Annotated in this window: 23 protein-coding genes; 13 read left to right on the top strand and 10 right to left on the bottom strand. The window is 72.5% G+C overall.

The window, feature by feature from the left end:
- Positions 1 to 100 precede the first annotated feature (100 nt).
- Positions 101 to 811, top strand: coding sequence for a GntR family transcriptional regulator (locus ACFSL2_RS06345; protein ID WP_377197039.1), 711 nt, complete (start codon positions 101 to 103; stop codon positions 809 to 811).
- 662 nt (positions 812 to 1,473) lie between these two features.
- Here ACFSL2_RS06345 and ACFSL2_RS06340 read toward each other — a convergent pair.
- The 4 genes from ACFSL2_RS06340 to ACFSL2_RS06325 all read right to left on the bottom strand — a co-directional run bounded on the left by ACFSL2_RS06340 (position 1,474) and on the right by ACFSL2_RS06325 (position 4,670).
- The gene (locus ACFSL2_RS06340) at positions 1,474 to 2,235 is read right to left on the bottom strand and encodes an ABC transporter permease (RefSeq protein ID WP_377197038.1); all 762 of its coding nucleotides are present in this window, start codon (positions 2,233 to 2,235) and stop codon (positions 1,474 to 1,476) included.
- 11 nt (positions 2,236 to 2,246) lie between these two features.
- Positions 2,247 to 3,074: an ABC transporter ATP-binding protein gene (locus tag ACFSL2_RS06335; protein ID WP_377197037.1), complete on the bottom strand. Its 828-nt coding sequence runs from the start codon at positions 3,072 to 3,074 to the stop codon at positions 2,247 to 2,249.
- Between the two features lie 145 nt (positions 3,075 to 3,219).
- Positions 3,220 to 4,062: a DUF4097 family beta strand repeat-containing protein gene (locus ACFSL2_RS06330; protein WP_377197036.1), complete on the bottom strand. Its 843-nt coding sequence runs from the start codon at positions 4,060 to 4,062 to the stop codon at positions 3,220 to 3,222.
- 80 nt (positions 4,063 to 4,142) lie between these two features.
- Positions 4,143 to 4,670: a histidine kinase gene (locus tag ACFSL2_RS06325; RefSeq protein ID WP_377197035.1), complete on the bottom strand. Its 528-nt coding sequence runs from the start codon at positions 4,668 to 4,670 to the stop codon at positions 4,143 to 4,145.
- A gap of 184 nt (positions 4,671 to 4,854) precedes the next feature.
- Here ACFSL2_RS06325 and ACFSL2_RS06320 point away from each other — a divergent pair, with 184 nt between their 5' ends.
- The 5 genes from ACFSL2_RS06320 to ACFSL2_RS06300 all read left to right on the top strand — a co-directional run bounded on the left by ACFSL2_RS06320 (position 4,855) and on the right by ACFSL2_RS06300 (position 9,399).
- Positions 4,855 to 5,586, top strand: a complete 732-nt coding sequence (locus ACFSL2_RS06320; protein ID WP_377197034.1) for an ABC transporter ATP-binding protein — start codon at positions 4,855 to 4,857, stop codon at positions 5,584 to 5,586.
- Complete coding sequence (locus ACFSL2_RS06315; protein WP_377197033.1) at positions 5,583 to 6,866, top strand: ABC transporter permease; 1,284 nt, start codon at positions 5,583 to 5,585, stop codon at positions 6,864 to 6,866. Before ACFSL2_RS06320 ends, ACFSL2_RS06315 begins: the two co-directional genes overlap by 4 nt.
- Positions 6,867 to 6,995: 129 nt before the next feature.
- Positions 6,996 to 7,370: a PLDc N-terminal domain-containing protein gene (locus ACFSL2_RS06310; protein ID WP_377197032.1), complete on the top strand. Its 375-nt coding sequence runs from the start codon at positions 6,996 to 6,998 to the stop codon at positions 7,368 to 7,370.
- A 12-nt stretch (positions 7,371 to 7,382) separates the two neighbouring features.
- Entirely contained in the window at positions 7,383 to 8,105 is a 723-nt protein-coding gene (locus ACFSL2_RS06305) for a ZIP family metal transporter (RefSeq protein ID WP_377197031.1), read from the top strand.
- 100 nt (positions 8,106 to 8,205) lie between these two features.
- Positions 8,206 to 9,399 carry a zinc-dependent alcohol dehydrogenase gene (locus tag ACFSL2_RS06300; protein WP_377197030.1) on the top strand — a complete coding sequence of 398 codons (1,194 nt, stop codon included), beginning with the start codon at positions 8,206 to 8,208 and terminating at the stop codon, positions 9,397 to 9,399.
- Between the two features lie 57 nt (positions 9,400 to 9,456).
- On the opposite strand, the gene ACFSL2_RS06295 is transcribed toward ACFSL2_RS06300, so the two are convergent.
- Entirely contained in the window at positions 9,457 to 10,110 is a 654-nt protein-coding gene (locus ACFSL2_RS06295; protein WP_377197029.1) for a UdgX family uracil-DNA binding protein, read from the bottom strand.
- 119 nt (positions 10,111 to 10,229) lie between these two features.
- Here ACFSL2_RS06295 and ACFSL2_RS06290 point away from each other — a divergent pair, with 119 nt between their 5' ends.
- Both ACFSL2_RS06290 and ACFSL2_RS06285 read left to right on the top strand, forming a co-directional pair.
- Positions 10,230 to 11,714, top strand: coding sequence for a BadF/BadG/BcrA/BcrD ATPase family protein (locus tag ACFSL2_RS06290; RefSeq protein ID WP_377197028.1), 1,485 nt, complete (start codon positions 10,230 to 10,232; stop codon positions 11,712 to 11,714).
- A gap of 65 nt (positions 11,715 to 11,779) precedes the next feature.
- Entirely contained in the window at positions 11,780 to 12,871 is a 1,092-nt protein-coding gene (locus ACFSL2_RS06285) for a DUF4037 domain-containing protein (RefSeq protein WP_377197027.1), read from the top strand.
- Here the strand turns inward: ACFSL2_RS06285 and ACFSL2_RS06280 are convergent.
- Positions 12,862 to 13,620 (bottom strand): SDR family NAD(P)-dependent oxidoreductase, encoded by a 759-nt coding sequence (locus ACFSL2_RS06280; RefSeq protein WP_377197026.1) that lies wholly within the window; start codon positions 13,618 to 13,620, stop codon positions 12,862 to 12,864. The two genes, ACFSL2_RS06285 and ACFSL2_RS06280, sit on opposite strands and share 10 nt — an antisense overlap.
- A gap of 145 nt (positions 13,621 to 13,765) precedes the next feature.
- Between ACFSL2_RS06280 and ACFSL2_RS06275 the strand changes: the two genes are divergently transcribed.
- From ACFSL2_RS06275 to ACFSL2_RS06255, 5 genes are all read left to right on the top strand, one after another.
- Positions 13,766 to 14,374 (top strand): TetR/AcrR family transcriptional regulator, encoded by a 609-nt coding sequence (locus ACFSL2_RS06275; protein ID WP_377197025.1) that lies wholly within the window; start codon positions 13,766 to 13,768, stop codon positions 14,372 to 14,374.
- 64 nt (positions 14,375 to 14,438) lie between these two features.
- Positions 14,439 to 15,932 (top strand): DUF3375 domain-containing protein, encoded by a 1,494-nt coding sequence (locus tag ACFSL2_RS06270; protein ID WP_377197024.1) that lies wholly within the window; start codon positions 14,439 to 14,441, stop codon positions 15,930 to 15,932.
- The gene (locus tag ACFSL2_RS06265) at positions 15,925 to 16,641 is read left to right on the top strand and encodes a DUF4194 domain-containing protein (protein ID WP_377197023.1); all 717 of its coding nucleotides are present in this window, start codon (positions 15,925 to 15,927) and stop codon (positions 16,639 to 16,641) included. Before ACFSL2_RS06270 ends, ACFSL2_RS06265 begins: the two co-directional genes overlap by 8 nt.
- Positions 16,638 to 20,009, top strand: coding sequence for an ATP-binding protein (locus ACFSL2_RS06260; RefSeq protein ID WP_377197022.1), 3,372 nt, complete (start codon positions 16,638 to 16,640; stop codon positions 20,007 to 20,009). Before ACFSL2_RS06265 ends, ACFSL2_RS06260 begins: the two co-directional genes overlap by 4 nt.
- Complete coding sequence (locus tag ACFSL2_RS06255; RefSeq protein WP_377197021.1) at positions 20,006 to 21,232, top strand: Wadjet anti-phage system protein JetD domain-containing protein; 1,227 nt, start codon at positions 20,006 to 20,008, stop codon at positions 21,230 to 21,232. The genes ACFSL2_RS06260 and ACFSL2_RS06255 overlap by 4 nt, the downstream gene beginning before the upstream one ends.
- Before the next feature lie 104 nt (positions 21,233 to 21,336).
- On the opposite strand, the gene ACFSL2_RS06250 is transcribed toward ACFSL2_RS06255, so the two are convergent.
- From ACFSL2_RS06250 to ACFSL2_RS06235, 4 genes are read right to left on the bottom strand one after another with little or no spacing between them, the layout of a single operon-like run.
- Complete coding sequence (locus tag ACFSL2_RS06250) at positions 21,337 to 21,984, bottom strand: M15 family metallopeptidase (RefSeq protein WP_377197020.1); 648 nt, start codon at positions 21,982 to 21,984, stop codon at positions 21,337 to 21,339.
- 27 nt (positions 21,985 to 22,011) lie between these two features.
- Entirely contained in the window at positions 22,012 to 23,139 is a 1,128-nt protein-coding gene (locus ACFSL2_RS06245; protein ID WP_377197019.1) for a sensor histidine kinase, read from the bottom strand.
- 10 nt (positions 23,140 to 23,149) lie between these two features.
- Positions 23,150 to 23,911, bottom strand: a complete 762-nt coding sequence (locus ACFSL2_RS06240; RefSeq protein WP_377197018.1) for a response regulator transcription factor — start codon at positions 23,909 to 23,911, stop codon at positions 23,150 to 23,152.
- A 9-nt stretch (positions 23,912 to 23,920) separates the two neighbouring features.
- Entirely contained in the window at positions 23,921 to 24,652 is a 732-nt protein-coding gene (locus ACFSL2_RS06235; protein WP_377197017.1) for a VanZ family protein, read from the bottom strand.
- Positions 24,653 to 24,696: the final 44 nt, after the last annotated feature.

The following is a 24,696-nucleotide window of genomic DNA, read 5'->3' as shown; positions in this document are numbered from 1 at the left end:
CGACCGATGTGTGGCAGGTCTTGTATGTAAGCAGCGTCGACAAGCGGGTGTCAACTGTCCGTGGTGTGGAAGGAGGTGGCATCTCGCCTAGACTCCAGCCATGAGGGAAGCCTCGAACCGATCCAACAGGCGAGTCGTCTACGAGACGCTGCGCCGCAAGGTGCTCACCCTGGAGCTGCCCCCGGGCGCCTCCCTGTCGGAGAACGAGCTCGCCGCCTCCCTGGGCGTCAGCCGCACCCCGGTGCGCGAGAGCCTGATCCTCCTGGGCGAGGAGGGCCTGGTCCGGGTGTTCCCGAAGGTCGGTTCCTTCGTGTCCCGCGTCGACGCCGAACGCGTGGCGGACGCGCAATTCCTCCGTGAGGCGGTCGAGCTCGCCGCGTTCGACGACATCCCGGAGACCCTCGACCCGGACCTGCTCGCCGAGCTCCGCGCGAACCTGGAGCAGCAGCGGGCCCCCGAGCTCGACCTCGAGAAGTTCTTCGAGCTCGACGAGTCGTTCCACCACGGGCTCCTGCGCCTCAGCGGGCACGGCCGGGCCTGGTCGACGGTCGTCGCCGCCAAGGGGCACCTGGACCGTGCGCGCCGTCTCGGCCTGCACGAGACGAACGGCATGGGCCGCTTCGTCGACGAGCACCACACCATTCTCGACGCGGTGGTGGCCGGCGACATCCCGAGCGCACGCGACTGCCTGCGGGCCCACCTCCGCGCGGTGTTCGACGACATCGAGAAGACGCGCAGGCGCTCCCCGGAGCTGTTCGCCACGGACGATGGGTCCGTGCCCGTGCGCCGCAGCATCGCCGTCTGGGAGTAGAGGGCGGCTGGTGCTCGGCGGGTGCCGAACCGCAGGATGACGGTTTTTCGACGGCCGTCGAGCCGCAACTTGCCGGTCTTCGTCGGCCGTCGAGCCGCAACTTGCCGGTCTGACGGGTTGCCGAGCCGCAAGTTGATGGTCTTCCGGGGACCTGTGGGCTGCCGAGCCGCAACCTGTTGGTCTCCCGGGGGCCGAAGGGTGCGCCGAACCGAAGGTTGTTGGTCCTGGCAGGGGTCGATCCGCAAGATGATGGTCGATTCGGACAGTGGTGGACACGCACCGTGCGGTTCGGCGGCGGTGATGAGAGCAAGTTGCGGTTCGGCGTTGGTGACGGCGGCGGTGATGAGAGCAAGTTGCGGTTCGGCGCCGGTGGCCACGTGATGTTGCGGTTCGACCGTCCCGGGGTGCGGACCACGAGATCGCACACTGCCAACCCGTCGGCCCGTCGGCCTCGGCCCGTCGGCCCGCTAACTGTCGGCCCGTCGTCGTCGGCCAGCCCGCCAGCCCGCCAGCCCGCCAGCCCGCCAGCCCGCCACCCATCGACCCGTCAGCCCGCCAGCCCGACCCGCGGCAGCCATCACACCCAACCGACCACCCGGTCGGCGGCGGCACACCACTCGGTGTGCCGCCGACGACCGGATGGTCGACCGGGTTGGCCGGGGTCAGGAGATCTTGCGGCGGTACGCGGCGGTGGCGAAGCCGTAGGCGACCGCGAGGATGCCGACGCACCAGGCCAGGGCGACCCAGATGTCGGTACCGACCGGCTGCTGGGCGAGCAGGTCGCGGACCGTGTTCACGATGGAGGTGACGGGCTGGTTCTCGGCGAACCACTGCACCGGGCCGGGCATGGTGTCGGTGGGTACGAAGGCCGAGCTGATGAACGGCAGGAAGATCAGCGGGTAGGAGAACGCGCTCGCGCCGTCCACCGTCTTGGCCGACAGGCCGGCGATGACCGCGAGCCAGGTCAGGGCCAGGGTGAACATGATCAGGATGCCCGCGACGCCGAGCCAGGCCAGCACTCCGGCTCCGGAACGGAAGCCCATCAGGAGGGCGACGAGCACGACGATCACCACCGAGACGAGGTTGGCGACCAGCGAGGTCAGCACGTGTCCCCAGAGCACCGACGACCGGGCGATCGGCATCGACTGGAACCGCTCGAAGATGCCGCCCTGCATGTCGAGGAACAGCCGGTACGAGGTGTAGGCGATGCCGGAGGCGATGGTGATGAGGAGGATGCCGGGCAGCAGGTAGTTGACGTAGTTGTCCGTGCCGGTCTCGATCGCGCCGCCGAAGACGTAGACGAACATCAGCATCAGGGCGATCGGCGTGACCGCCGTGGTGATGATCGTGTCCGGGCTGCGCAGGATGTGGCTCAGGGACCGTCCCGTCAGGACGGCGGTGTCACCGAAGAAGTGCTTGCTCATGGTCTCGTTCCTCACTTGTCCGTGCCGGCGGGGCTGCTGGTCGTGGCGCCGGTCCTGCCGGCGGTGCCGTTGTCGCCGATGACGGCGAAGAACACGTCCTCCAGGGAGGGCTGCTTCTCGACGTACTCGACCTTTGCCGGGGGAAGCAGGGCCTTGAGCTCGGCCAGGGTGCCGTTGACGATGATGCGGCCCTCGTGCAGGATCGCGATCCGGTCGGCCAGCTGCTCCGCCTCGTCCAGGTACTGCGTGGTCAGCAGCACCGTGGTGCCGCCTCGGGCGAGCTCCTTGACGGCCTCCCACACCTCGATCCGGGCCTGGGGATCGAGGCCGGTCGTGGGCTCGTCGAGGAAGATGACCGGCGGGTTGCCGATCAGGCTCATCGAGATGTCCAGGCGACGGCGCATACCGCCGGAGTAGGTGGCGGCCTTGCGCCCGCCGGCCTCGGTCAACGAGAACCGGGCCAGGAGGTCGTCGGCGATCTTGCCGGGGTTCTTGAGGTGGCGCAGCCTGGCGACCAGGATCAGGTTCTCCCGGCCGGTCAGGATCTCGTCGACGGCGGCGAACTGCCCGGTCAGGCTGATCGACTCCCGCACGTTCGCGGCCTGCGTCGCGACGTCGTAGCCGTGCACGCTCGCGCTGCCGGCGTCGGCCTGGAGCAGGGTGGACAGGATCTTGACGACCGTGGTCTTGCCCGCACCGTTGGAGCCCAGCAGCGCGAAGATGCTGCCGCGAGCGACCTCGAGGTCGACGCCCTGCAGGACGCGCAGCTCCTTGTACGACTTCTCGATGTTCTGCACTCGGATCGCGGGCTCGCGACCTTGCTCGGCGTGCATGCTCATGTTCTTTCCCTCTCTGGGGGTGGTTCGGAACGGTTTTTGGGTAGGGGGTAGCCAGGACGGTGGTTCTGGCCGGGCCGGCGACGCCGGTCCGTGGTCTCAGGTCGAGGGGGTCGGGCTCAGGCCGAGCCGGGATCCTGGCCGGTGGTCAGGGGCGGCGGACGATGATGTCGCCCCAGCCCGTGCTGGCGTGGATCTCGGCGGTGGCCTCGTTCTCGACCGGCCCCTCGGTGGGGGTCAGCTGGTTGCGGACGGTGCCGTGCTCGGAGGCGACGTCGAGCCAGGCCGCGGTGCCCTCGGGCACGTCGACCTCGATCGAGCCGTAGGACGTGGTGAGCGTGACGCTGCCGGACTCCACGCGGTCGACGCGGATGCCGGCATGCGCCGACTTGACGGTCAGCGTGCCGTGCACGCGGCCGACGGCGATCTCCGCGTGCGCGCCGACGACGTCGAGCGTGCCGGTCACGGACCCGACGGTCGTGGTCCCGTTGCTGGCGCGGACCGTGCCCTCGCCGGAGAACTCCGTGATCCGCACGGAGCCCGCACCCGCCTTCACGGTGGTGGGGCCCGTGGCGCGGCCGACGATGACGGATCCCGCGGAGACCTTGAGGTCGAGGCGGGCCGCCTCGTCCACCCGGGCGTCGCCGCCGTTGAGGTTCAGGTCGACGGCGCCGAGCCGTCCCTCGGCGTACAGCGAGCCGGCCTTGCCGCTGAGGTCCGACCCGACGGGCAGCTCGATGTTGACGATCGCGCCGCCGGCGGCGAACGGTAGGACGTACTGCTTCCAGGCGGCCGGGTAGATGATCGTCACGGCGTCGCCGTCCCGCTGGACCCGCGTCTCCTCGGCGGCGCGCACGGACCCCGACTTGGCCGGGTCGGCGGGCAGCACGGTCACGACGACGTCGTCCCGTTCGGTGGCCACGACGTGCAGGTTGCCGAAGGGCACGTCCACGACTACCGGGACGGGGGTGGTGGTGGCAAAAGTGGGCATGACGGCTCCAGGTGAGGGCGAAGGGCGGTGGTGGCGGTGGGTGCGGTGTCGGGGTGGTGTCGCGTGGTGCCGGTGCGAGGTCAGCGCACCCAGCCGGTGAGGCGGTTCGTGGCCGACCGCCCAGGACCTGCCTGCGGCTCGGGCAGTCCGGTGGGCCGGTCGAGCGCGGCGGCGACCGCCCGGACGAGCCACGTGTTGACCGAGACGCCCTCGCGGGAGGCGGCCGCCTCGGCCTGGGTCTTGAGGTGGTCGGGCAGGCGCAGGGTGGTGCGCGTGGTGGCGCCCGCGTCGACATCGGCGCTCGCGGGCGCGGTCGCCGTCGGCGTGGGTGCGGGGCCCGCGGCGGGCGCGGGGGAGAGGACGGCGGCCGGTGCGGCGACGACGAACTCGGGTTCGCCGCCCCGCAGCCGGACGTCGACGGAGCCCGGTGCGAGCTCGGCGGAGATCTCGCCGGCCGCCGCGGACAGTGCCTCGAGCAGGACCAGGCGAGCTGCCGCGTCGAGCGGGGCGGTCAGGCGGTCGGCGAGCACGCGGGCGTCGTCCCCGCCCGCCGCGGCCGCGGTGGAGAGCTGGCGCTGCAGCTCGTCGACATATCTCGTCAGGTCCATGACGCAACTATGACACCACTCTGGTGTCACTGCAACCCCTATGGTGTCAGTGGTGACGTCGGCATGGTGTCGCCTGGTACCAGCGAGGTACACGAGAGTCACCGTCAGACCGATTCGCGTCTGTCCGGCGTCGGCGAGATTGGACCACGTCAACATCTCCGGCACCACGAGAGAGGCGGCCGACGTGGCATCCCCACTGCGCTCCGCATCCCCACTACCCTCCGCATCCCCACTGCTTTCTGTCAGCAACCTGCGCAAGACCTACGGCTCCGGCCCCAACGCCTTCGAGGCGCTCAGAGGCCTGGACCTGGACATCGCCGAGGGCGAGTCCATAGCGATCGTCGGCAAGAGCGGGTCGGGCAAGTCGACCCTGATGCACCTGCTCGCGCTGCTCGACCGGCCCACCTCCGGGACCATCACCCTGGACGGGACGGACACCTCCCGGCTCTCGGCCCGGCAGCTCAACCAGACCCGGAACAGCGCCTTCGGGTTCGTCTTCCAGCAGTTCTTCCTCAACGCCCAGGCCAGCGTGCTCGACAACGTGACGCTCCCGCTGAAGATCGCCGGGGTCGCCCGCCGCGAGCGCACCACCCGCGGGCTGGCGGCGCTCGCCCAGCTCGAGCTCGACGACAAGGCCGACAACAAGGCCAACGACCTGTCGGGCGGGCAGAAGCAGCGCGTGGTCATCGCCCGCGCCCTGATCAACCGGCCGCGCGTGATCTTCGCCGACGAGCCGACCGGCAACCTGGACACGGCCACCGGCGGTGTGGTCGAGGACATCCTCTTCGACCTCAACCGGCGTCAGGGCATCAACCTGGTCGTCGTCACGCACGACGAGGACCTCGCGGCCCGGTGCGACCGCAGCGTCTTCATCCGCGACGGTCTCGTCGCGGTGCCCGAGGGGGTGGCGGCATGAAGGCCGTCGACGTCGTCGCCACGGCGTTTCGCAACGCCTTCCGGTCGAGGTTGCGCACCAGCCTGACCGTGCTGGCCATCTTCATCGGCGCCTTCACGCTGTCGCTGACCAACGGCCTGGGCACCGGGGTCAACCGGTACCTCGACGACACGGTCGCCTCCGTGGGGGTCGAGGACGTCATGACGGTGACCAGGACGGACGACGAGGCGCCCACGGAGGGTCCGGCGAAGTACGACCCCGACCAGGTGGAGGCCGACGGACCGCCGGGGGCGACGACGGTCGCCCTGTCCGACGACGACATCGACACCATCGCGGGCATCGACGGCGTGGAGCGCGTCGAGCCGGTCAAGCAGGTGGCGACCGACTACGTCCAGCACGACGGCAGCGAGAAGTACCAGCTGTCCGTCTCGCAGATCGTGCCGGGGATGGAGGTCGAGCTGGCGTCGGGCCGGCAGGTCGACCTCGACGCCGACGAGCCGCAGCTCGTGCTGCCCGAGAGCCACCTGGAGCCGTTGGACCTCGGCAGTGCGCAGGACGCCGTCGGGCAGACCGTGCGGCTCGCGGTCACCGACGGCACCGGGACCCAGGTGACCACGCGGGCGACGATCGTCGGCGTCGCCGAGCCGGGCGTGATCAGCAGCATGGGCGGCGCCATCCCGAACGACGTGCTCGTGGAGAGCCTCTTCGACCTGCAGACCGCGGGCGGGCCGGAGGCGGCGTCCACCCGGTACGGGCAGGCGTCCGTCTGGTTCGACGCCACGGCCGGGACGACCGAGGCCCAGGCGCTGCAGGACCGGCTGGAGGACGCCGGCTACCTCGGCAGCACGCTGGAGGACCAGCTCGGTACCTTCACCGCCGTCATCGACGGCATCGTGCTCGTCCTGAACGGGTTCGCGGTGATCGCGCTGGTCGCGGCCGGCATCGGCATCGTCAACACGCTCTTCATGGCGGTCCAGGAACGCACGCGCGAGGTCGGGCTCATGAAGGCCATGGGGCTGTCCAGCGGCCGCGTCTTCTCGCTGTTCAGCATCGAGGCGGTCGTCATCGGCCTGGTCGGCAGCACTCTTGGGGTGCTCGGCGCGATCGGTGCCGGGCAGCTCGTGAACGGCTTCTCCGGGGCTTTGCTGGCCGACCTGCCCGGCCTGACCCTCGTCGCGTTCGACCCGGTGACGGTCGCGACGGTCGTGCTCGCCGTCCTGGCCATCGCGTTCCTCGCGGGCACCCTGCCCGCGTTGCGGGCGGCCCGGCAGGACCCGATCTCGTCTCTCCGCTACGAGTAGACAGGGTCGGGTCACCCGATTCGTGCGAGGTTGCCCGTCCGGTGCGTGGTTACTTTCGAGCTCTCGGTCCGTGCTCACGGGCACCTCGAGGACCGAGCCTCATGGAGGATCTCGAGAGTAGGACGGATCATGGACTTCTGGGACTTCTTCTGGCTGATGATCTACAGCTTCTTCTTCCTGGCGTACCTCATGGTGCTCTTCCAGGTGATCGCAGACCTGTTCCGCGACAGGGAGCTCCCGGGGTGGTGGAAGGCGCTGTGGATGGTCTTCCTCATCTTCCTGCCCGTGCTCACCGCCGTCGTCTACCTCGTCGCACGTGGCCGGGGCATGGCGCGGCGGCAGGCCGAGCTGGTCGACCAGGCGCGGCACGAGACCGAGAGCTACATCCGCGACGTGGCCAACCCGTCACCCGCCGACCAGATCGCGAGCGCCAAGTCGCTCCTGGACACCGGCACCATCACACCGGGGGAGTTCGAGCGGCTCAAGACGAAGGCGCTGGCCTGACGGGCCCCGCACATGCTCGTCGCATTCCTGTGGGGCGCGGTCGGCGCGGCGGCGCTGCTGGTCGGCGCGCTGGTCGCGTACGCGGGTACCCCGAGCCGGCGGTTCATCGCGGTGGTCATGGCCCTCGGCGCCGGGCTGCTCATCGGGTCGGTCGCGTTCGAGCTGGTCGACGAGGCGGTCAAGACCGCTTCGGTGGGCCTCGTCGGCCTCCTCACCCTGCTGGGGGCCGCGACCTTCACCGCCGGTGACTGGTGGCTGGGGCGACGGGGTGGCGCGGAGCGCAAGGACGCGAGCGGGGCCCAGGCGGCCGGGGCCCCGCTCGCGATCGTGTTCGGGTCCGTGCTCGACGGCATCCCCGAGTCGTTCGTCCTGGGCCTGACGGTGCTCGAGGGCAATGTCAGTGTCGCTCTGCTCGCCGGCGTCGTCCTCAGCAACTTCCCGGAGGGGCTGTCCTCGTCGAGCGGGCTGCGCGCCGCCGGGTGGACCAGGTCCCGGGTGCTGTGGATGTGGTCGGCCGTGGTGCTCGTCGCCGCGGTGAGCGCCGCCCTCGGCTATGTGCTGCTGGATCCGGCCGGCGGCCGCACGGGGGCGCTCGCCCAGGGGTTCGCGGCCGGGGCGCTGCTCGCGATGGTGTCGAACACGCTGCTGCCCGAGTCGTACCGCGTCGAGGGGGTCGCCACCGGGTCGCTGGTGGCGGTCGGCTTCGCCGTCTCCCTCATGATGTCCGCCCTCTGAACCGTGCCCGCCCCGCCGTCCGGCAGAGATGCGGGTGGGGGGCCGCGGTGCCAGCGTGGACGTGTCGGCGGCATCCCACACGGCACCCGAGGAGCGGACGATGAGAGCAGTCACGTGGCAGGGCCGGGAGAACGTCAGTGTCGAGACGGTCCCGGACCCGCGCATCGAGGAGCCGAGCGACGCGGTCGTGCGCGTGACGTCCACGGCGATCTGCGGGTCCGACCTGCACCTCTACGGCGTGCTGGGCGTGTTCCTCGACGCCGGTGACGTGATCGGGCACGAGGCCATGGGGGTGGTCGAGGAGGTCGGTCCGGAGGCCGGCGACCTCCGGGTCGGCGACCGGGTGGTGGTCCCGTTCGGGATCGCCTGCGGACGGTGCTGGATGTGCCGGCGCGGTCTGCAGTCGCAGTGCGAGACCACCCAGGTCACCGACCAGGGCAGCGGGGCGGCGCTGTTCGGCTACACCAAGCTGTACGGGCAGGTGCCGGGCGGTCAGGCGGAGTACCTGCGGGTGCCACAGGCCCACTACGGCCCGGTGGTGGTGCCGGACGACGGCCAGCCGGACGAGCGGTACCTGTACCTCTCGGACGTGCTGCCCACGGCCTGGCAGGCGGTCGAGTACGCGCAGGTGCCCGACGGCGGGTCCGTGGTCGTGCTCGGCCTCGGTCCGGTCGGCCAGATGGCGGTGCGTGCGGCCGCCTACCGTGGGGCGGCGCTCGTCATCGGGGTGGACCTGGTGCCGGAACGGCTGGCGATGGCGGCCCGGCACGGCGCCACCGTGCTCGACTCGGAGCGGCACGACGACCTCGTGGGAGCGGTCCGCGACCTCACCGGGGGGCGTGGTCCGGACGCCGTGATCGACGCGGTCGGCATGGAGGCGCACGGCTCACCTGCCGCCGAGGCCATGCAGAAGGCGGCGAGCGTGCTGCCCGACGCGGTGGGGAAGCCGCTGGTCAAGCAGGCCGGTACCGACCGTCTGGCCGCCCTGCTGACGGCGATCGAGCTGGTGCGGCGCGGTGGTGTGCTCTCGCTCGCGGGGGTCTACGGCGGCGCGAAGGACCCGTTGCCGATGCTGCGGCTGTTCGACAAGCAGGTGACCATCCGGCAGGGCCAGGCCAACGTGCGGCACTGGACCGACGGCCTGCTGCGGCTCGCGGCCGACCCCGCCGACCCGCTCGGCGTGCTCGACCTGAGGACCCATCGCTGGCCGCTCGAACGCGCCGCCGAGGCGTACGCGATGTTCCAGCGCAAGGACGACGGCTGCGTGAAGGTCGTGCTGGACCCGGCCGCCTGAGCGACCGGACGGCCGGGGCGGTCCGCCGGAGCTGCTCCGGCACGCGGGCGAGCGTGGTCAGCCTGCGGCCGCGTCCGCCGCCGTCCGCAGGTCGGCGACCAGCGCGTCGAACTCCTCGCCGTACCGCGCGCGGTCCCGTAGCCGGAGCAGCGCCGACGGGTGCGTGGTGATCACCACGTCGTGCGACTCGCCGTCGAGCACGTGCCCGCGCTCGGCGCCGATCCGGACCTCGTGCCCGAGCACTGCCCGGGCGGCCGTCGCGCCGAGGGCGACCACCACCCGCGGCCGCACGGCCGTGAGCTCGGCCTCCAGCCACGGCACGCACGCACGGATGTGCGCGACGACCGGCTTCTTGTGCAGGCGCCGCTTGCCACGCTCGGTGAACCGGAAGTGCTTGACCGCGTTGGTCACGTACACCTGCTCGGCGTCCATGCCCGCCGCCTGCAGCGCCTCGGCCAGGACGCGACCCGCCGGGCCCACGAACGGCTCGCCTTCCCGGTCCTCCTGGTCGCCCGGCTGCTCGCCGACCAGCGCCACCGCCGCGTCGTCGGGTCCGGCGGAGAAGACGGCCTGGGTCGCCGGCTGCCACAGCTCGCAGCCGCGGCAGTCGTGGACCGCCCGGGTGAGGGCCTCGACGTCGGCCCGCGGGGGCACCCACTCCTGGGCGCCCGGACGGTCGGGCCTGCTCCGGGTCGTTCCGGCACGTGGCACGGGCTACCTCCTCGGGATCCTTGCCTCCACCCTGTCCCCGGCACCGCCCGCTCGCTACGCGGGGCGCATATGACACTCGACGCATAGCGGACTGCGACATCTCGGGTAAGTATGGCCCGGTGCCGATAGCGACTGGTCAGCAGGGCGGGGCGAGGGCCCCGGGGGCGGACGCCGGGGTAGCCGGTGTGGACATCGGCGGCACGGGTTCGCGCCTGCGGGTCAGCACGGGGCCGGGCGGCCGGTCCTACGAGGTCACCGGGCCGCCCGCCGGTGTCGTCGCCGGGCGCTCGACGGTGCCCGACGTGGTGCGGAACCTGTGCCGCGGATTCGCCGCGGAGTTCGGCGGGCGTCCCCGGGTGGCGGCCGCCGCCGTCGGCATGCGCGGGTTCCGGTCGCAGACGCAGGCGGGGAGCCTCGACCCCAACCTCGTGCACGACATCCTCGCCGAGGAGCTGCGTACCAGCTCGACCGCCGTCTCGAGCGACGCCGTCACGGCTCACCTCGGCGCGCTCGGCTCCGGTCCGGGCGCCACGCTCGCCGTCGGGACCGGCGCCGTGGCCGTGGCGTGCGACGACGTCGGCCGGTGGCACCTCGCCGACGGGATGGGGCCGCACGTGGGCGACAACGGTGGCGGCGCGTGGATCGGCAGGCGCGGGCTGGACGCCGCGGCACGGTCGATGGACGGCCGCCGGGTGGGCGCGTCACCGAGTCTGGTGCAGGCCGCGGAGCGGCACTTCGGGCGGCGCGAGCGGTGGGCCGCGGTCGCCGACGTCTCCCTGTTCGCCGGGTTCGCGCCGCAGGTCATCACGGCGGCGGGCAACGGCGACCTGGCCTGCCGGGAGATCCTCGACGAGGCGGCCCGGTCCCTGGCGGACGGACTCTGCGCCGTGCTGCGCCATCCCGGGGTCGAGCCGGTGGCGGTCACCACGGGCAACCTCCTGATGCACGCGCCGATGTTCCGGTCGATGGTGCTCCAGCACCTCCTGGAGAAGCGGGACGACGTCCGGGTGCAGCCCAGCGCCGGGCTCCCGCTCGACGGCGCGCTGAGACTGGCCAGGATGCTGGCCGCCCATCCGGTCGTCGTCCGGGAGCACGTTCCCCTGCTGGCGGTCCGGATCGGTGCGGCACCCCGGCCGGACGACTCGATCACCCTGCCGCGCGTGGTGCTGCCCGACGTGCGGCCGATGCGGGCGGATCAGGAGCCCACGGCCTGGGCGGTTGAGATCCGGTCGGACTTCGCCTGGTCGGCCGACCAGGCCCCGGAGGACACCCTGATCACGTCGTCGGTCGACGCCGTGGTGCCCCTGACGGGCGCCCGCCTGGTGGTCGGTCGTGCGTCGCGCAGCCGCGGCGTGGTGCCCGACATCGTCTGCGACGACTCCGGCGTCTCGCGCAGGCACTGCGAGATCGCCTGGGTGGAGGGCGGCTGGAGCGTCATCGACCTCGGGTCGGCCAACGGCACCTACGTCGCCGCGCGCGGCGACGCCGTCCCGGCGGAGCCGCTGCGACCGGGGGAGCGGCGCTGGCTGTCCGACGGCGACCGCATCTTCGTGGGCGGCTCGACCTGCTTCACGGCGCGGGCCGTGACCGCGAACGTGCGGTGAGCCGGGCGCCGAGCGGCTCCGTGATTCACCTGGACCGTCCCCGCCCCGGCTCCTAGGTTGGCGGCATGTCCGGAACCGAGCTCGCCCGCGCGTACTGGGCCGACGTCGTCCGCCCGATCCTGGAGCGCGACCTGCCCGACGTGCCGCGGGCGGCCGGCCGGCTCGGCACCGGCTCGGACGTGCTGGGGCTCGACGACTACACGTCCCGGGACCACGACTGGGGGCTCCGGCTCACGCTGCTGGTCCCGGCCGACCGCACGGGCGAGGTCGACGAGCTCCTGGCCGCGGCGCTCCCGGCGGTCTACCAGGGCCGGCCGACGGCGTTCCCGCTCACCTGGGACCCGGCGGTGCGGCACCGGATCGAGGTCGCGACGCCGGACGGCTTCGTCCGGTCCCGCACGGGGCTCGACGTCGGCGCCGGTCCGACCGTGCCGGGCTGGCTGTCGCTCACGGGGCAGTCCGTGCTGGAGATCACCGCCGGGCCGGTGTTCGAGGACACGGCCGGCAGGATCACCGCGCTGCGCGAGCGGCTCGCCTGGTACCCGCACGACGTGTGGCTGCACGTCCTGGCCGCCGACTGGACGCGGGTCGGGCAGGAGCTGCCGTTCGTGGGCCGCACGGGGCAGCGGGGCGACGACCTCGGTTCCCGGCTCATCGCCGCCCGCCTGGTCACGGCGCTGGTCCGGCTCGGGTTCCTGCTGGAGCGCCGCTGGCCCCCGTACCCCACGTGGGCGGGGACGCTCTTCGGCCGGCTGCCCGTGGCGTCGGCGGTCCACCCGCACGTGGGTGCCGCGCTCGCGTCGCCCACGTGGCAGGTGCGGGACGCCGCCCTGCGTGCGGCGTGCGAGGCGCTGCACGAGCGGCAGCGCGCCGTCGGGCTGCCGACGCTGGACGGGCCGGCCTGCGAGGACTTCTACGACCGGCCGTTCACGGGGCTGCGCGACGGCGTGGCCGGGACGCTGCGCGGCGCGATCACGGACCCGCAGGTGCGCGCGCTGTCGCACCGCGGGGGCATCGAGCAGTGGGTGGACGACGTGGGGACGCTCACGGACGAGGACCTGCGCGGCCGGCTGGCGCAGGTCCTCGTCGACGGCCGAGCCCGGGCGGTCGGGCCGGCGCCGGTCGGGCTGGTCCGCCCGAGCGGGGGTCAGGGGTAGACCTGCACCTCGCCGCCGTCCACGAAGAGCTCGCTGCCCGTCATGAAGCTCGACTGGTCGGAGGCGAGGAACAGCACGGCGTTGGCGATCTCCGCCGGATCGGCGGCGCGACCCATGGGCGTGCTGCTGGCCATGCCGTCGAGCAGCGCGGCGGTCTGGCCCGGGTCCTTGGCGAGACCGCGGAGTCCTGGGGTGTCGGTGGGGCCGGGCACCACCGTGTTGACGCGCAGCCGGCGGGGCGCGAGCTCGGCCGCCCAGACCCGCGCGAACTGGCGCAGGGTGGCCTTGGTGGCGGAGTAGACGCCGAAGCCCGCCACGCCGCGGCTCGCCGAGCTGGAGCCCGTGAGCACGACGCTGCCGCCGTCGTTCAGGAGCGGGAGCGCCTTCTGGACCGTGAAGACGGTACCCCGCACGTTGATCCCGAAGGTGTGGTCGAAGCTCTCCGGGGTGAGGGTGTTCAGCGGCTGGTCGGTCTCTCCGCCGCCCGCGTTCGCGAAGAGGACATCGAGCCGGACCCCGTCGTCGGCGATCCGCCGGAACAGGCCGTCGAGGTCGTCCAGGTCGGAGACGTCGTTCTGGATGGCGATGGCCTGGTCGCCCAGCGCTTCGGCTGCCGCGTCGAGCTCTGGCTTGCGCCGGCCGGTGAGGTAGACGCGGGCGCCCTCGGCGACGAAGCGCCTCGCCGTGGCGAGCCCGATCCCCGAGCTTCCGCCGGTCACCAGGGCGGTCTTGCTGGTCAGCTGACCCATGACGATTCTTCCTCTGTGGTGGGTGCATGGAGTGCGCAGAGGCTGGTGTCCGTCCGGCCGCGGACGCCTCCCGCCCAGGTTCTTGACCGGCTGGTCCAGATTAGGGTTGCTGGACCGAGCGGTCAAGAATCGCTATCGTGAGCGCATGGCGAGGCCGAGACAGTTCGACGAGGACACGGTGCTGCGCGCGGTGTGCGACCAGTTCTGGGACACGGGCTACGCCGCCACCTCGGTGCAGGACCTCATGTCCGTGTCCGGCCTGGGCAAGGGCAGCCTCTACGCCGCCTTCGGGGACAAGCACGAGCTCTTTCTCCGGGTGCTGCGCCGGTACGTGGCGTCGCTCGACGGTGCGCTGCGCCGGTCCGTCGACTCCGCGCCGCGCGCCGTCGACGCACTGTGGTCCTTCCTGATGGTGCCGGTGGGCGACCCCGACGGTGTGTCCGCCCGGCGTGGCTGCCTGCTCGCCAACAGCACCACCGAGCTGGCGTCCGCCGATCCCGACGTCGCGGCGGAGGCACGGCAGGCGTACGAGGGGATCACGGTGATCGTGGCCGAGTGCGTGGCGCGGGCTCAGGCCGAGAGCGACCTGCCGGCCTCCGCCGACCCGGTCGGCAGGGCACGGGCACTGCTCGCCGCGCAGCAGGGCCTGACCTTCATGGGGCGGAGCGGGATGGACGTCGAGACGCTGGCGGCAACGGCCCGTTCGCTCGCGGCCCAGCTCCTGCCCGCCACCGCCGAAGGCTCAGCCGGCTGAACTCGCAGAGGCCTGTGGAGGACGGGACAGTGAATGTCGCCGGTCCGACGTACCCTGACCGGCGATGATTACTCGTGCAGAGGGTGCGTACCTGGGCGCGCTCCGGGCCTTCCAGGAGCCGATGCTGGACCTCCTTCACCGGAGGTACGCGCCGCTCGTCGTCTCGCTGCTGACCCTCGTGTTCACGCCCGAGCGTTCGACGGTCCCCGTCGCGGAGGCGCACACCGAGATCGGTGACGCGCTGGACCAGCTGCGGGCGCAGGGGTACGAGCTCAACGCCGACGGCACCCGGGCGATCCCGCTCGGCAGCGCCAGGGAGCTGTGCCGCCAGTGGTCCGACGTGGGCTGGCTGAAGCGCCAGATCGTCGACGGCGACGTCGAGGTCTACCAGCTCTCCGCGCACGCCGTCGGGGCGCTGGAGGTGGCCGGGCGGGCCGGTGGAGCGCGGGCCCGCGTCTCCGAGTCGCGGGTCCGGACCCTGCTGGACGCCGTGGAGCGGCTCGCCCAGGACTCGGACCCGGACGTGCTGGTGCGCATGTCCCGGCTGGACACGCAGATCAGAAGGCTGCAGGACGAGCTGACGCGAATCCAGCGCACGGGCGAGGTCGACGAGGTCGACGACGAGGTGCTGCTGGAGGAGGCGGAGAACGTGCTGCACCTGGTGCGCGAGCTCCCGGCGGACTTCGCGCGCGTCGCGGAGTCGATCCGGGCCATGCAGCGCGACGTCGTGACCGCGCTGCGGCAGGACGAGCGGCCGTCGGGCGACGTCCTGCGCGAGTACCTGGAACGGGGCGAGCAGGTGATGAACGCGACGCCGGAGGGTCGCGCGTTCGCCGGCGCGATGCGGCTGATCGGCGACCCGGAGCGGATCGACGAGCTCTCCGTCCAGCTCGACACCGTGCTGCGGCACCGGTTCACGGGGCGGCTGCCGGGGCAGCAGCGTGCCGAGCTGCGCGACGTGGGCCGGCGGATCGAGCAGGGTGTCGCGGAGGTCATCAAGGCGCAGCGCCAGGCCTCCCACGTGATCACCACCCAGGTGCGCAACCACGACCCGCTGCGGGACCGGCAGGTCGACGAGCTGCTGCGCGAGGTCATGATCGGGTTCCAGCGGTGGATGCCGACCACCCGCCGGGGCCAGGACGTGGCACCGGTGCGGCGGCTGCCCGTGGCCGAGATCGCCCACCTGCGGCAGTCGACGAGCGACCTGAGCCCTCCGCAGCCGCCCGCGCCGCTGCGCGTGCAGGACGACGACCCGGACCTCGGCCTGGAGGACGGTGCCCGCGAGTGGGGCGGACCGCACTACGCGGAGCTGATGGACCACCTGTCGTCGTTCGCCGCAGGCATGGGTGGTGCGGATCTCGCCGCCGTGTTCAACGGTGCGCCCGCGCCGATCCGGCGCCCGGTCGACCTGCTCGGGCTGCTGGAGATCGCGCACAGGAACGGGATGACAGAGACCGATCAGGTCGCGTTCGTCGAGGCGGTGCGACCCGACGGGTCCCGCAGGCGGTTCGCGTTCGGTGGCGTCACGGTACGGACGAAGGAAGACACGGATGACTGAGGCAGCGCTCGAGGAGGCCGGCGGGTTCATCACGCCGGTCTCGATGGAGGAGGACCCGGAGGCGCCGTTCGCCGGCGACACCGGAACACTGGACGTGGCGGTGCGCCGCGTGCTCGTCCGCCTGCTGCAGCGCCGGTTCCTCGTGGCGGACAAGAACCGGGCGCAGTGGCGCACGCTGCTGGAGAACCAGCAGCTCGTCGAGTCCCGGTTGCACGACCTGTTCGTCCACCTGGTGGTCGACCACGACCGGGGCATCGCGTACAAGAAGCAGGTCCGGTCCGCCGAGCTGGACGTACCGATCCTGCTGAAGGACGACCCGTACGGCCGGGCCGAGACGCTGGTGCTGGTCCACCTGCGCACCGTGTTCCAGCGGGAGCGGGGAGCGGGGGAGACCTCGGCGCGGGTCGACGTCGAGGAGGTCGTGCAGATGGTGCTGACCTTCTTCGACCCGGAGGACAAGAACCTGGCCGCGCGGCAGACGGAGATCCGGAACGCGGTGCGGCGGCTGGAGAAGGAAGGGATCATCGAGGAGGAGTCCGAGGGTCGCTACCGGGTCACGCCGCTGGTCGAGGTGGTGCTCAGCAACGAGCGGCTCGTCGAGCTGCGCGACTGGCTGCGCGAGCGGACCCACGGCCCCGAGGCGGCGTCCGTGGTGGAGCAGTCCGGTGCGGCGCAGCCGGCCGGTCCGGACGAGGAGGACCCGCGATGACGATGATCGACACGCTGTTCGGCATGATCCCGGTCGCCTCGACGGGGCAGCAGTGGGTCGCCCGCGACCTCCAGCTGGTCAACTGGGGCGGCTACGACGGACACCACCAGGTGCGTTTCGCGTCGACGGCGTCGCTGCTGTCCGGCGCCTCCGGCTCGGGCAAGTCCACACTGATGGACGCCTACATCGCCCTGCTGATGCCGCACACCACGCCGTTCAACGGGGCGTCGAACGGCGGCGTCGTCGGCCGGCCGCGAGGCAAGGACCAGCGCAACATCCTGTCCTACGCACGCGGCAAGATCGACGAGTCCCGCACGGACGACGGGACCCGCCAGCGCGTGCTGCGCGGCGACGGACGCGACACCTGGTCCGCGATCGCGATGACGTGGGTGGACCAGTCCGGGACGCACTTCACCGCACTGCGCGCCTGGTACGTGCCGGCCGCCGCCCGCAGCCTCGACGAGGTGACCGCGCTGCGGGCCACCAGCGACGGGTCCTTCCACCTGGCGGGCCTGGAGCCGGCGGCCGCACAGCGGCTCTCGCGACCTGCCGTGACCGCCGCCGGACTGACCTGCTTCGACACCGACCGCGAGTTCACCGCACGCCTGCACTCGACGCTCGGGATCGGCGCGTCCGGCGACGGCAACAAGGCGGTGGGGCTGCTGGGCCGGATCCAGGCCGGCCAGCAGATCACCACGGTCGACGCCCTGTACAAGGCCATGGTCCTGGAGGAGCCGGACACGCTGGCCAAGGCGGACGAGGTGGTCGAGCACTTCGACGAGCTCGCCGGTACCCGCGAGCAGATGATCACCGCGAAGCGCCAGGTCAACGCACTCTCGCCCATCCGAGAGCACCACGCCGCCATCGACGGCGCGGCACGGCGTCTGCAGGTGATCGAGCAGATCGGGTCCTTCACGGACGACACGTCGCCCGCCGCGCTGTGGCGCCACGGGCGCCGGCTCGACCTCCTGCGCGCCGTCGAGCACGACCTGCAGACCGGCCACCGGGACGCCCTGACGCTCGCCGCCGAGACCACCTCCCGGATCGCGGCGGCGAAGGCCGAGGCGGACGCGGTGCAGGAGACGCTGCGCGCGTCCGGCGGCGACCGGCTGGCCACCGCACAGCGCGAGCTGAAGGCGGTCGGCTCCCGGCGGACCGAGGTGGACCGCGCCCGGGAGCGGCTCGACGGCGCCCTGCGGGTCCTTGATGCCCGCGCCACCACGGAGGCCGAGTTCGCGGCCCTGGCCGCGCGCGCCCGAGCGGCCCTGGACGACGTCGGCTCCAAGCAGGCCGCACGCACCGCGTACGGCGAGGCGATGTCCGCGCAGAGCGCCGCGCGGAGCCACCTGGCCGAGCTGGAGAAGCAGCGCACCCTCGCCGCGGAACGCCGCGGTAACATCCCCGACCACCTGCACCGCGCCCGCGCCGCGCTGGCCGACGCCGCCGGGCTGACCCCGGAGGACCTGCCCTTCGTGGGCGAGCTCCTGGAGGTCCGCACCGAGTTCGAACCCTGGCGTGGTGCCTTCAACCTCGCCCTGGGCGGCTTCGCCACCAAGATGCTCATCGACACCGCCCGGCTCACGGCGTTCCGCAAGGCCATCGACGGCGTGCCGACCTCCACCCGCGTGCGGTTCGAGGCCGTGTCGACCGGCATGCGCGACGACGTGCAGCACGACTCGCGGACCCTGCCCGGGCGGCTCGACATCCGCCGGGGACCGTTCGCGGGCTGGCTCTCCAGCGAGCTGGCCCGGCGCTTCGCCTACGTCTGCGTCGAGACCCCCGGCCAGCTCGGCCAGCACACGCAGGCCCTCACCCAGTCGGGACAGGTGTCCGAGGGGGCCAGGGGCGCCCACGGCGGCAACCTCCGCTCCAACGTCCTCGGCTTCACCAACGGCCGCCTGCTCGCCGACCTGGACGACCAGCTCGACCGCGCCCGCACCGCGCTCGCGGCCACGCAGGACCAGGTGGCGGCCGCCGACGACGCACTGAACCGGTACGACGAGGAGCTCTCCGCGTACCGCACGGTCGGTGCCCTGGCGTGGGAGCAGGTGGACGTCGACGCCGTCGCGGCCGAGCAGGCCCGGTGGACGTCGGTGATCGACGAGGTCACCTCCGGCAACCCCGAGGTGGCCCGCCTCCAGGAGCAGTCCGGCACCCTGGAGCGGCGCATCGACGAGCTCAACCAGAGCCTCGGGCAGACACGGGCGCACGCCGACGAACTCAAGGCACGCTGGACCGCGATCACCGACGAGGTCGACACCGCACAGCAGGCGCTCGACGACGCCGAGGACGCGGCCGTCGTGGTGCGCCCAGAACAGCAGGAATACCTGGACGCGCTGCTCCACGGGACAGGCCCCGACCCGGCGCCGGGCGCCGACGCACCGGACGCCGCGCTCGCAGCCTTCGACGACACGCTGCGGCAGGCGACCGAGCGGCTCAAGGCCGACCGCGAGACCGCGCAGACCACCCTCGGCACGGCCCGGGAAGCGCTGCGCCGCACGTTCGAGAACTTCAAGGAACGCTGGCACGACCCCAACCTCGGCACCGATCCGGACGCCTCCTACGGCGACTACGACCGGATCCTGACCGACCTGGAGACCAACGGCATCCACGAGCTCGAGGCGGACTGGCGCAACAGCCTGCTGCGCCTGTCCGGGAACGACCTCACCGACCTGCACAGCGCCCTGACCGGAGCGGTCCGCGAGATCAAGGAGCGGATCGGACCGGTCAACGACATCCTCGCCGACCTGCCGTTCGCCGACGACGACCACCGCCTGCGGATCGACGCGAGCGACAACCAGTCCGCCGTCGTCGCCTCGTTCCGCAAGGAGCTGCGCGGCCTGCGCGAGATCATGACCCGCGAGGCCACCGACGACGAGCGCGAGAAGCGCTTCCTCCGCATGGCCAGGGTGGTCGACCGCATCCGCCGCACCGCACCGGACTTCGCCGACCTTGTCGACGTGCGGCGGCACGTACGGCTCAGCGCCGAGAAGGTCGACCTCGACGGCAACCACGTGGCGCACTACGACAGCATCGGCGAGAAGTCAGGCGGCGAGTCCCAGGAGCTGGTCGCCTTCATCGTCGGGGCCGCCCTGCGCTACCAGCTCGGCGACGCCGGCGAGACCCGGCCACGCTACGCCCCGGTGTTCCTCGACGAGGCCCTCATCAAGGCCGACGCGCAGTTCACCGGACGTGCGATCGGCGCCTGGCGGGGGCTCGGCTTCCAGCTCGTCATCGGCGCGCCGAACGACAAGTTCAGCGCCCTCGAACCGCACGTCGAGGCCAAGTACGTGGTGCTGAAGGACGCCTCGGGGCGCTCGCGGACGAAGCTGGTCGCGGGGGTCGCCGAGCCGGCCGAGCTGTCGTGACCGAACGGCTGGTCCTGCCGCAGCAAGCGGGTTCCCGGCTGGCCGGGAAGATCGCCCGTGACTGGGCAGCGGCCGTGTGTGCCGAGCTCGAGGGTGGGGAGTCGTACCGCGTGACGATTCGGCTCCGGCCGGGTGTCTCCACCGGTGCTGCGGTGGCGCGGCTCGGATTCGATGTTTGGTACGACTGGACTGAGGCCTGGCGCGAGGTCGGCGTGGCCGACCTGCCCGGGATCGAGATCGTCGCTCAGCGCGTGGTGGTGGAGCGGGTCCCGGTCGACGCGCCCGTCGAGCTCATCGCTACGGGGCTGGATGCTGCTCTCGCGGCGGTCCGGCAGGCCGGCGGAACGACGCCGATGGTCGGTCTCGATCGTGCTCGCGCGGTCGCGCGCCGGCTGCGCGCGGCGGGCGCGGGGCTGGCTCCTGGCACGCTCAAGGGGGCGTGCAAGCTGTCGGACGCCGACGTGGAAGTGCTGGCCGACGCCGTCACGTGGCTGGCGGGTCACCCCGACCTCAGCGGCTGGACGGCCCGGCAGCTACCGATGCCAGGTATGCACTCGAAGTGGCTCGAGGCGAACGCGCAGCTCCTGCGGGAGGTCACTGGACGAGACGTGCTGGAGGAGGTGCGGCCCCGGCTCGCCGTCGTGCACCTGACGTATGTGGATCCGACGTACCTGGCCACGGGCGGGCGTCGGCACGATGCGTGGACCACGGGCGATGTCCACGACCTTGCGTACGAACCCAGGACGGTGCTCGTCGTGGAGAACCGCGACAGTCGACTCTGGTTCCCGCCCGTTGACGGCACGATCGTCGTGGAGGGGGGAGGGAAGGCGGCAGCCTCGCGCCTCTCCGACATCCCGTGGATCCGGCGGGTGGAGAACGTCGTCTACTGGGGCGACATCGACGCGGACGGGTTCGTCATCCTCGCTCATTTCCGGCGAGCGCTTGCCGCCCCAGGCCGTGCCGGGGAACCGGGCCGCGCCGTCTCTTCGATCCTGATGGACGGGCCGACTGCACAGCGGTACGCGGCCCTGGGCGTAAGTACCGACCCGGACGGTCGACCGATCCCGCCATCATCCGCCCGCCTCGCCGGCCTGACCTCGGGCGAGACGGCGGCCTACCACACTGTGGCGACCGCAGGACCGGCCGAGTTCCGGCGCATCGAGCAGGAACGCATCCCGGAAGACGACGTCCTGATCGCGCTGTCGGCGGTCCTGGCGAACTGATCGTGCGCTGAGTTGCGTTCAGCAGGCCGCCAGCGACCATATCTCCGGTGGTTACGGCCCCCGGCAGCCTGCTGAACCGGAGTCAGGACCGGTGGTTCGGCCGCTCAGCCCGCCGCGCCGTCGAGCATCGGCGGGCACGTGCCGCCCGGCTCGGTCAGGAGCTCGAAGTGCCAGATCTCGTTCGAGTACACCTGGCACAGCCCGTAGTCGGTGCCGTGCTCGACCAGCCAGTACGCGCCCTCGGTCGGCCCGATGTCGACGGCCTTGCCGTGGACGTGCTCGGAGAGCTCGGGCGTGCTGACCAGCTCGCGGGCCTTCTCCAGGCTCCCGTGCTTGCGCACCGCCTCGTCGAGCAGCCGCTGCTGGAAGGCGGGGCTGCGCCAGCCGCTCGTGACCCAGAAGTCGATCCCGTCGGTCGCGGCGTCGCTGGCGGCCTGCCGGACGGCCTCCGTGAGCGCCGGGTCGAGCCCGGTGACCGCCGGGAGGTCGTCGGCGAGCGTCGCCGCGCCGTCGGGGATCTCGCCGCCGTCCACGCCGGTCGACCCGGCCGGGTCGGCGCCCGGGTCCAGCACGCCGTCCACGGCCTGGACGACGGGCGAGTCGGCGCGGTCGAGCAGGGGATAGGCGCCGAAGACGGCGGCCAGCACGACGGAGGCCACGACGAGGCCGACGGCCACGGGGCGCCGGCCGGTGCGCCGGGACGTGCGGGCGCTGACGTGGGCCGGGGGCTGGATGAGGTCCTGTCGAGTCATGCCTCCAGCACAGCGGGCACGACGTTGTCAGGACGTCTCCGTTTTCCGATATGCCGCCGATAGGTGCCCCCCGGCAGCGTGTGGCGTGTCGGGCCCGGCCGGGAGCCGCACCGTGACCCGTAGCCCGCCGTCGGCCCGGGGCGCGAGCACGAGGGTCCCGTCGTGGGCCCGGGTGATGCTCTTGACGATCGCCAGACCGAGGCCGACGCCCGCGTGGTCGCTGCGGAGCCGTTCGGCACCGCGCCGGAACGGTTCGGTGAGCGTCGCGACCAGCGGCGCGCTGAGCCGGGCGCCCGTGTTCTCGACGGTGAGCTCCGCCCCGCCGGGGCTGCCGCGCGTGGTGACCCACACGGTCCCGTGCTCGGGCAGGTTGTGCACGATGGCGTTGTGCACGAGGTTCGTCGTCAGCTGCAGCAGGAGCGCCGGTGACCCGTTGGCCGGAGCGACGTCCCCGGAGGTCCTCAGCGTGACACCGCGCTCCTCGGCGAGGGGGATCAGCGTCTCGGTCGCCTCGTCGGCGGCCAGGGACAGGTCGACGGGTTCCCGGGTGAAGGAGCGCTGGTCCGCGCGGCTGAGCAGCAGCAGCGCCTCGGTCAGGTCGACGGCCCGGGTGTTGACGGCGTGCAGGCGCGCGACGAGCTGACGGGTGTCGGCGTCAGGGTCGTTGCGGGCCACGTCGAGCAGCGTCCGGGTGATCGCCAGCGGAGTGCGCAGCTCGTGCGAGGCGTTGGCCGCGAACCGCTGCTGCTCGGCGACGTGGGCCTCCAGCCGGGCCAGCATGGCGTCGAAGGCGTCGGCGAGCTCGCGGAACTCGTCGCTCGGGCCGGGGAGCCGGATCCGGTGCGAGAGCGACCCGCGCGCCGCGCTGCGGGTGGCGGCGGTGATGCGAGCCAGCGGGCCGAGCACGCGGCCGGCGAGGAGCCACCCGCCGAGGAGCCCGAGCACCAGCAGGAAGGCCAGTGCCGCGGCCGCCCTCGGGAAGAACGCGCGGGTGAGGTCGGTGCGGTTGGGGATGAACAAGCCGCCAGGCCCGACCATGACCTCGGCGTCGGGCACGTACCGCAGCAGGAAGACCCACACGACCGCGAGGAGCAGGACGCCGGCGACCATGAGGAACCCGGCGTAGCTGAGCGTGAGCTTGAGGCGGACGCTCATGCCCGGCCGCCTATCCACGTTCCGGTCTTTCGGGCTCGGGGCTACGGCCGGGGCCGGCTCCAGGCCCGGGTCCGGGTTCGGCGTCGAGGGCTCGTGCCGGGTCGTCGCCGGGTGCCGGGTCGATGCGGTAGCCGACGCCGGGCACCGTGGCGATGATCCAGGGTTCGCCGAGTCGCTTGCGCAAGGCCGAGACCGTGATGCGCACGGCGTTGGTGAACGGGTCCGCGTTCTCGTCCCAGGCCCGTTCGAGCAGCTCCTCGGCGCTGACGACGCCGCCCTCCGCGGCGACGAGCACCTCGAGCACGGCGAACTGCTTCCTGGTCAGCGCGACGTAGCGGCCGTCCCGGTAGACCTCCCGGCGGAAGGGGTCCAGCCGGAGCCCCGCGATCTCGCTGACCGGTGGCCGGGTGCGCCCGCGCCTGCGGTCGAGCGCCCGCAGCCGCAGGACGAGCTCGCGGAGCTCGAACGGCTTGGTGAGGTAGTCGTCGGCGCCGAGCTCGAACCCGGACGCCTTGTCGTCGATCCGGTCGGCGGCCGTGAGCATGAGGATCGGGATGCCGCTGCCGGAGGCGACGATGTGCCGGGCGACCTCGTCGCCGGAGGGTCCGGGGATGTCGCGGTCGAGGACCGCGAGGTCGTAGGAGTTGACGCCGAGCAGCTCCAGGGCCGAGTCGCCGTCGCCGGCGATGTCGGCGGCGATCGCCTCCAGCCGGAGACCGTCCCGGACGGCCTCGGCCAGATAGGGCTCGTCCTCCACGATCAGCACGCGCATACGTGCAGCCTAGGTCGCGGGTGCCACGGGCGTGCGGGTGCCTGCCGTCCGGGGCAGCGACCGCCACCACGGGCGCGAGACCAGCGCGGCCAGCCCGGCGCCGGCGGTGTTGAGCAGCACGTCGTCCACCGAGGAGACGCGGTCCAGCCGCAGGACGAGCTGCGCGACCTCGATCAGGGCCGAGCAGGCCGCCGCGAGCGCCAGCACCCGTGGCACCGACCGCAGCGCGGCGAACCGCAGCGGAGCGAGCGCCCCCAGGGCCGCGAGCACCAGCAGGTTGCCGATGATCCCGGCGGACCCCATCGTGGCCAGGTCCTGCAGCGGGACCAGGCTGAGCCGGCCGGGCACGACGCCCGCGCCGCTGCCCGGGATCATGGTGATCCACACCCACGGCACGGTCCCGTAGGCGATGCCGACCTCGGCGAACGACCTCTGCCACGCCGCCGTCGTGCCGAGGGCGCGCCGACGGCGGGCGAGCGCCCACGCCGTCAGCGCCGCGACCGGCAGTGCGGCCAGCGTGATGAGCGCGATGCCGTTGAACGTACCGACCCAGACGTGCCAGTCCGGCGTGCGCAACGGCACGGACAGCATGCGTACGAACATGCCGAACGAGAGGAACGCGGCGACCGCCACGCCGAGCATCGCCACACCGAACATCACCGTGCCGAGGACCGCCAGGCCGGCGAGCGGCGTCGTGCGGGGCGGCCCGGCCGGTCCTGGCGGTGACGCGTCGTGGTTCATGGCCTCAGTGCAGCAGGTGCCCTGTTCCGGCGGCGTATGCAGTT

The organism is Promicromonospora aerolata, from assembly GCF_042682255.1.
GTDB lineage: Bacteria > Actinomycetota > Actinomycetes > Actinomycetales > Cellulomonadaceae > Promicromonospora > Promicromonospora aerolata.
This window is presented reverse-complemented; position numbering and strand designations above follow the sequence as displayed.

Excerpts from the sequence above, each read along its gene's own strand:
- ACFSL2_RS06300 (WP_377197030.1), top strand. The coding sequence starts at position 8,206 with ATGAGAGCAGTCACGTGGCAGGGCCGGGAGAACGTCAGTGTCGAGACG.
- ACFSL2_RS06335 (WP_377197037.1), bottom strand. The coding sequence starts at position 3,074 with ATGAGCATGCACGCCGAGCAAGGTCGCGAGCCCGCGATCCGAGTGCAG.
- ACFSL2_RS06240 (WP_377197018.1), bottom strand. The coding sequence starts at position 23,911 with ATGCGCGTGCTGATCGTGGAGGACGAGCCCTATCTGGCCGAGGCCGTC.
- ACFSL2_RS06330 (WP_377197036.1), bottom strand. The coding sequence starts at position 4,062 with ATGCCCACTTTTGCCACCACCACCCCCGTCCCGGTAGTCGTGGACGTG.
- ACFSL2_RS06250 (WP_377197020.1), bottom strand. The coding sequence starts at position 21,984 with ATGACTCGACAGGACCTCATCCAGCCCCCGGCCCACGTCAGCGCCCGC.
- ACFSL2_RS06235 (WP_377197017.1), bottom strand. The coding sequence starts at position 24,652 with ATGAACCACGACGCGTCACCGCCAGGACCGGCCGGGCCGCCCCGCACG.
- ACFSL2_RS06280 (WP_377197026.1), bottom strand. The coding sequence starts at position 13,620 with ATGGGTCAGCTGACCAGCAAGACCGCCCTGGTGACCGGCGGAAGCTCG.
- ACFSL2_RS06260 (WP_377197022.1), top strand. The coding sequence starts at position 16,638 with ATGACGATGATCGACACGCTGTTCGGCATGATCCCGGTCGCCTCGACG.
- ACFSL2_RS06325 (WP_377197035.1), bottom strand. The coding sequence starts at position 4,670 with ATGGACCTGACGAGATATGTCGACGAGCTGCAGCGCCAGCTCTCCACC.
- ACFSL2_RS06310 (WP_377197032.1), top strand. The coding sequence starts at position 6,996 with ATGGACTTCTGGGACTTCTTCTGGCTGATGATCTACAGCTTCTTCTTC.
- ACFSL2_RS06270 (WP_377197024.1), top strand. The coding sequence starts at position 14,439 with ATGATTACTCGTGCAGAGGGTGCGTACCTGGGCGCGCTCCGGGCCTTC.
- ACFSL2_RS06340 (WP_377197038.1), bottom strand. The coding sequence starts at position 2,235 with ATGAGCAAGCACTTCTTCGGTGACACCGCCGTCCTGACGGGACGGTCC.
- ACFSL2_RS06285 (WP_377197027.1), top strand. The coding sequence starts at position 11,780 with ATGTCCGGAACCGAGCTCGCCCGCGCGTACTGGGCCGACGTCGTCCGC.
- ACFSL2_RS06315 (WP_377197033.1), top strand. The coding sequence starts at position 5,583 with ATGAAGGCCGTCGACGTCGTCGCCACGGCGTTTCGCAACGCCTTCCGG.
- ACFSL2_RS06275 (WP_377197025.1), top strand. The coding sequence starts at position 13,766 with ATGGCGAGGCCGAGACAGTTCGACGAGGACACGGTGCTGCGCGCGGTG.
- ACFSL2_RS06305 (WP_377197031.1), top strand. The coding sequence starts at position 7,383 with ATGCTCGTCGCATTCCTGTGGGGCGCGGTCGGCGCGGCGGCGCTGCTG.
- ACFSL2_RS06345 (WP_377197039.1), top strand. The coding sequence starts at position 101 with ATGAGGGAAGCCTCGAACCGATCCAACAGGCGAGTCGTCTACGAGACG.
- ACFSL2_RS06245 (WP_377197019.1), bottom strand. The coding sequence starts at position 23,139 with ATGAGCGTCCGCCTCAAGCTCACGCTCAGCTACGCCGGGTTCCTCATG.
- ACFSL2_RS06265 (WP_377197023.1), top strand. The coding sequence starts at position 15,925 with ATGACTGAGGCAGCGCTCGAGGAGGCCGGCGGGTTCATCACGCCGGTC.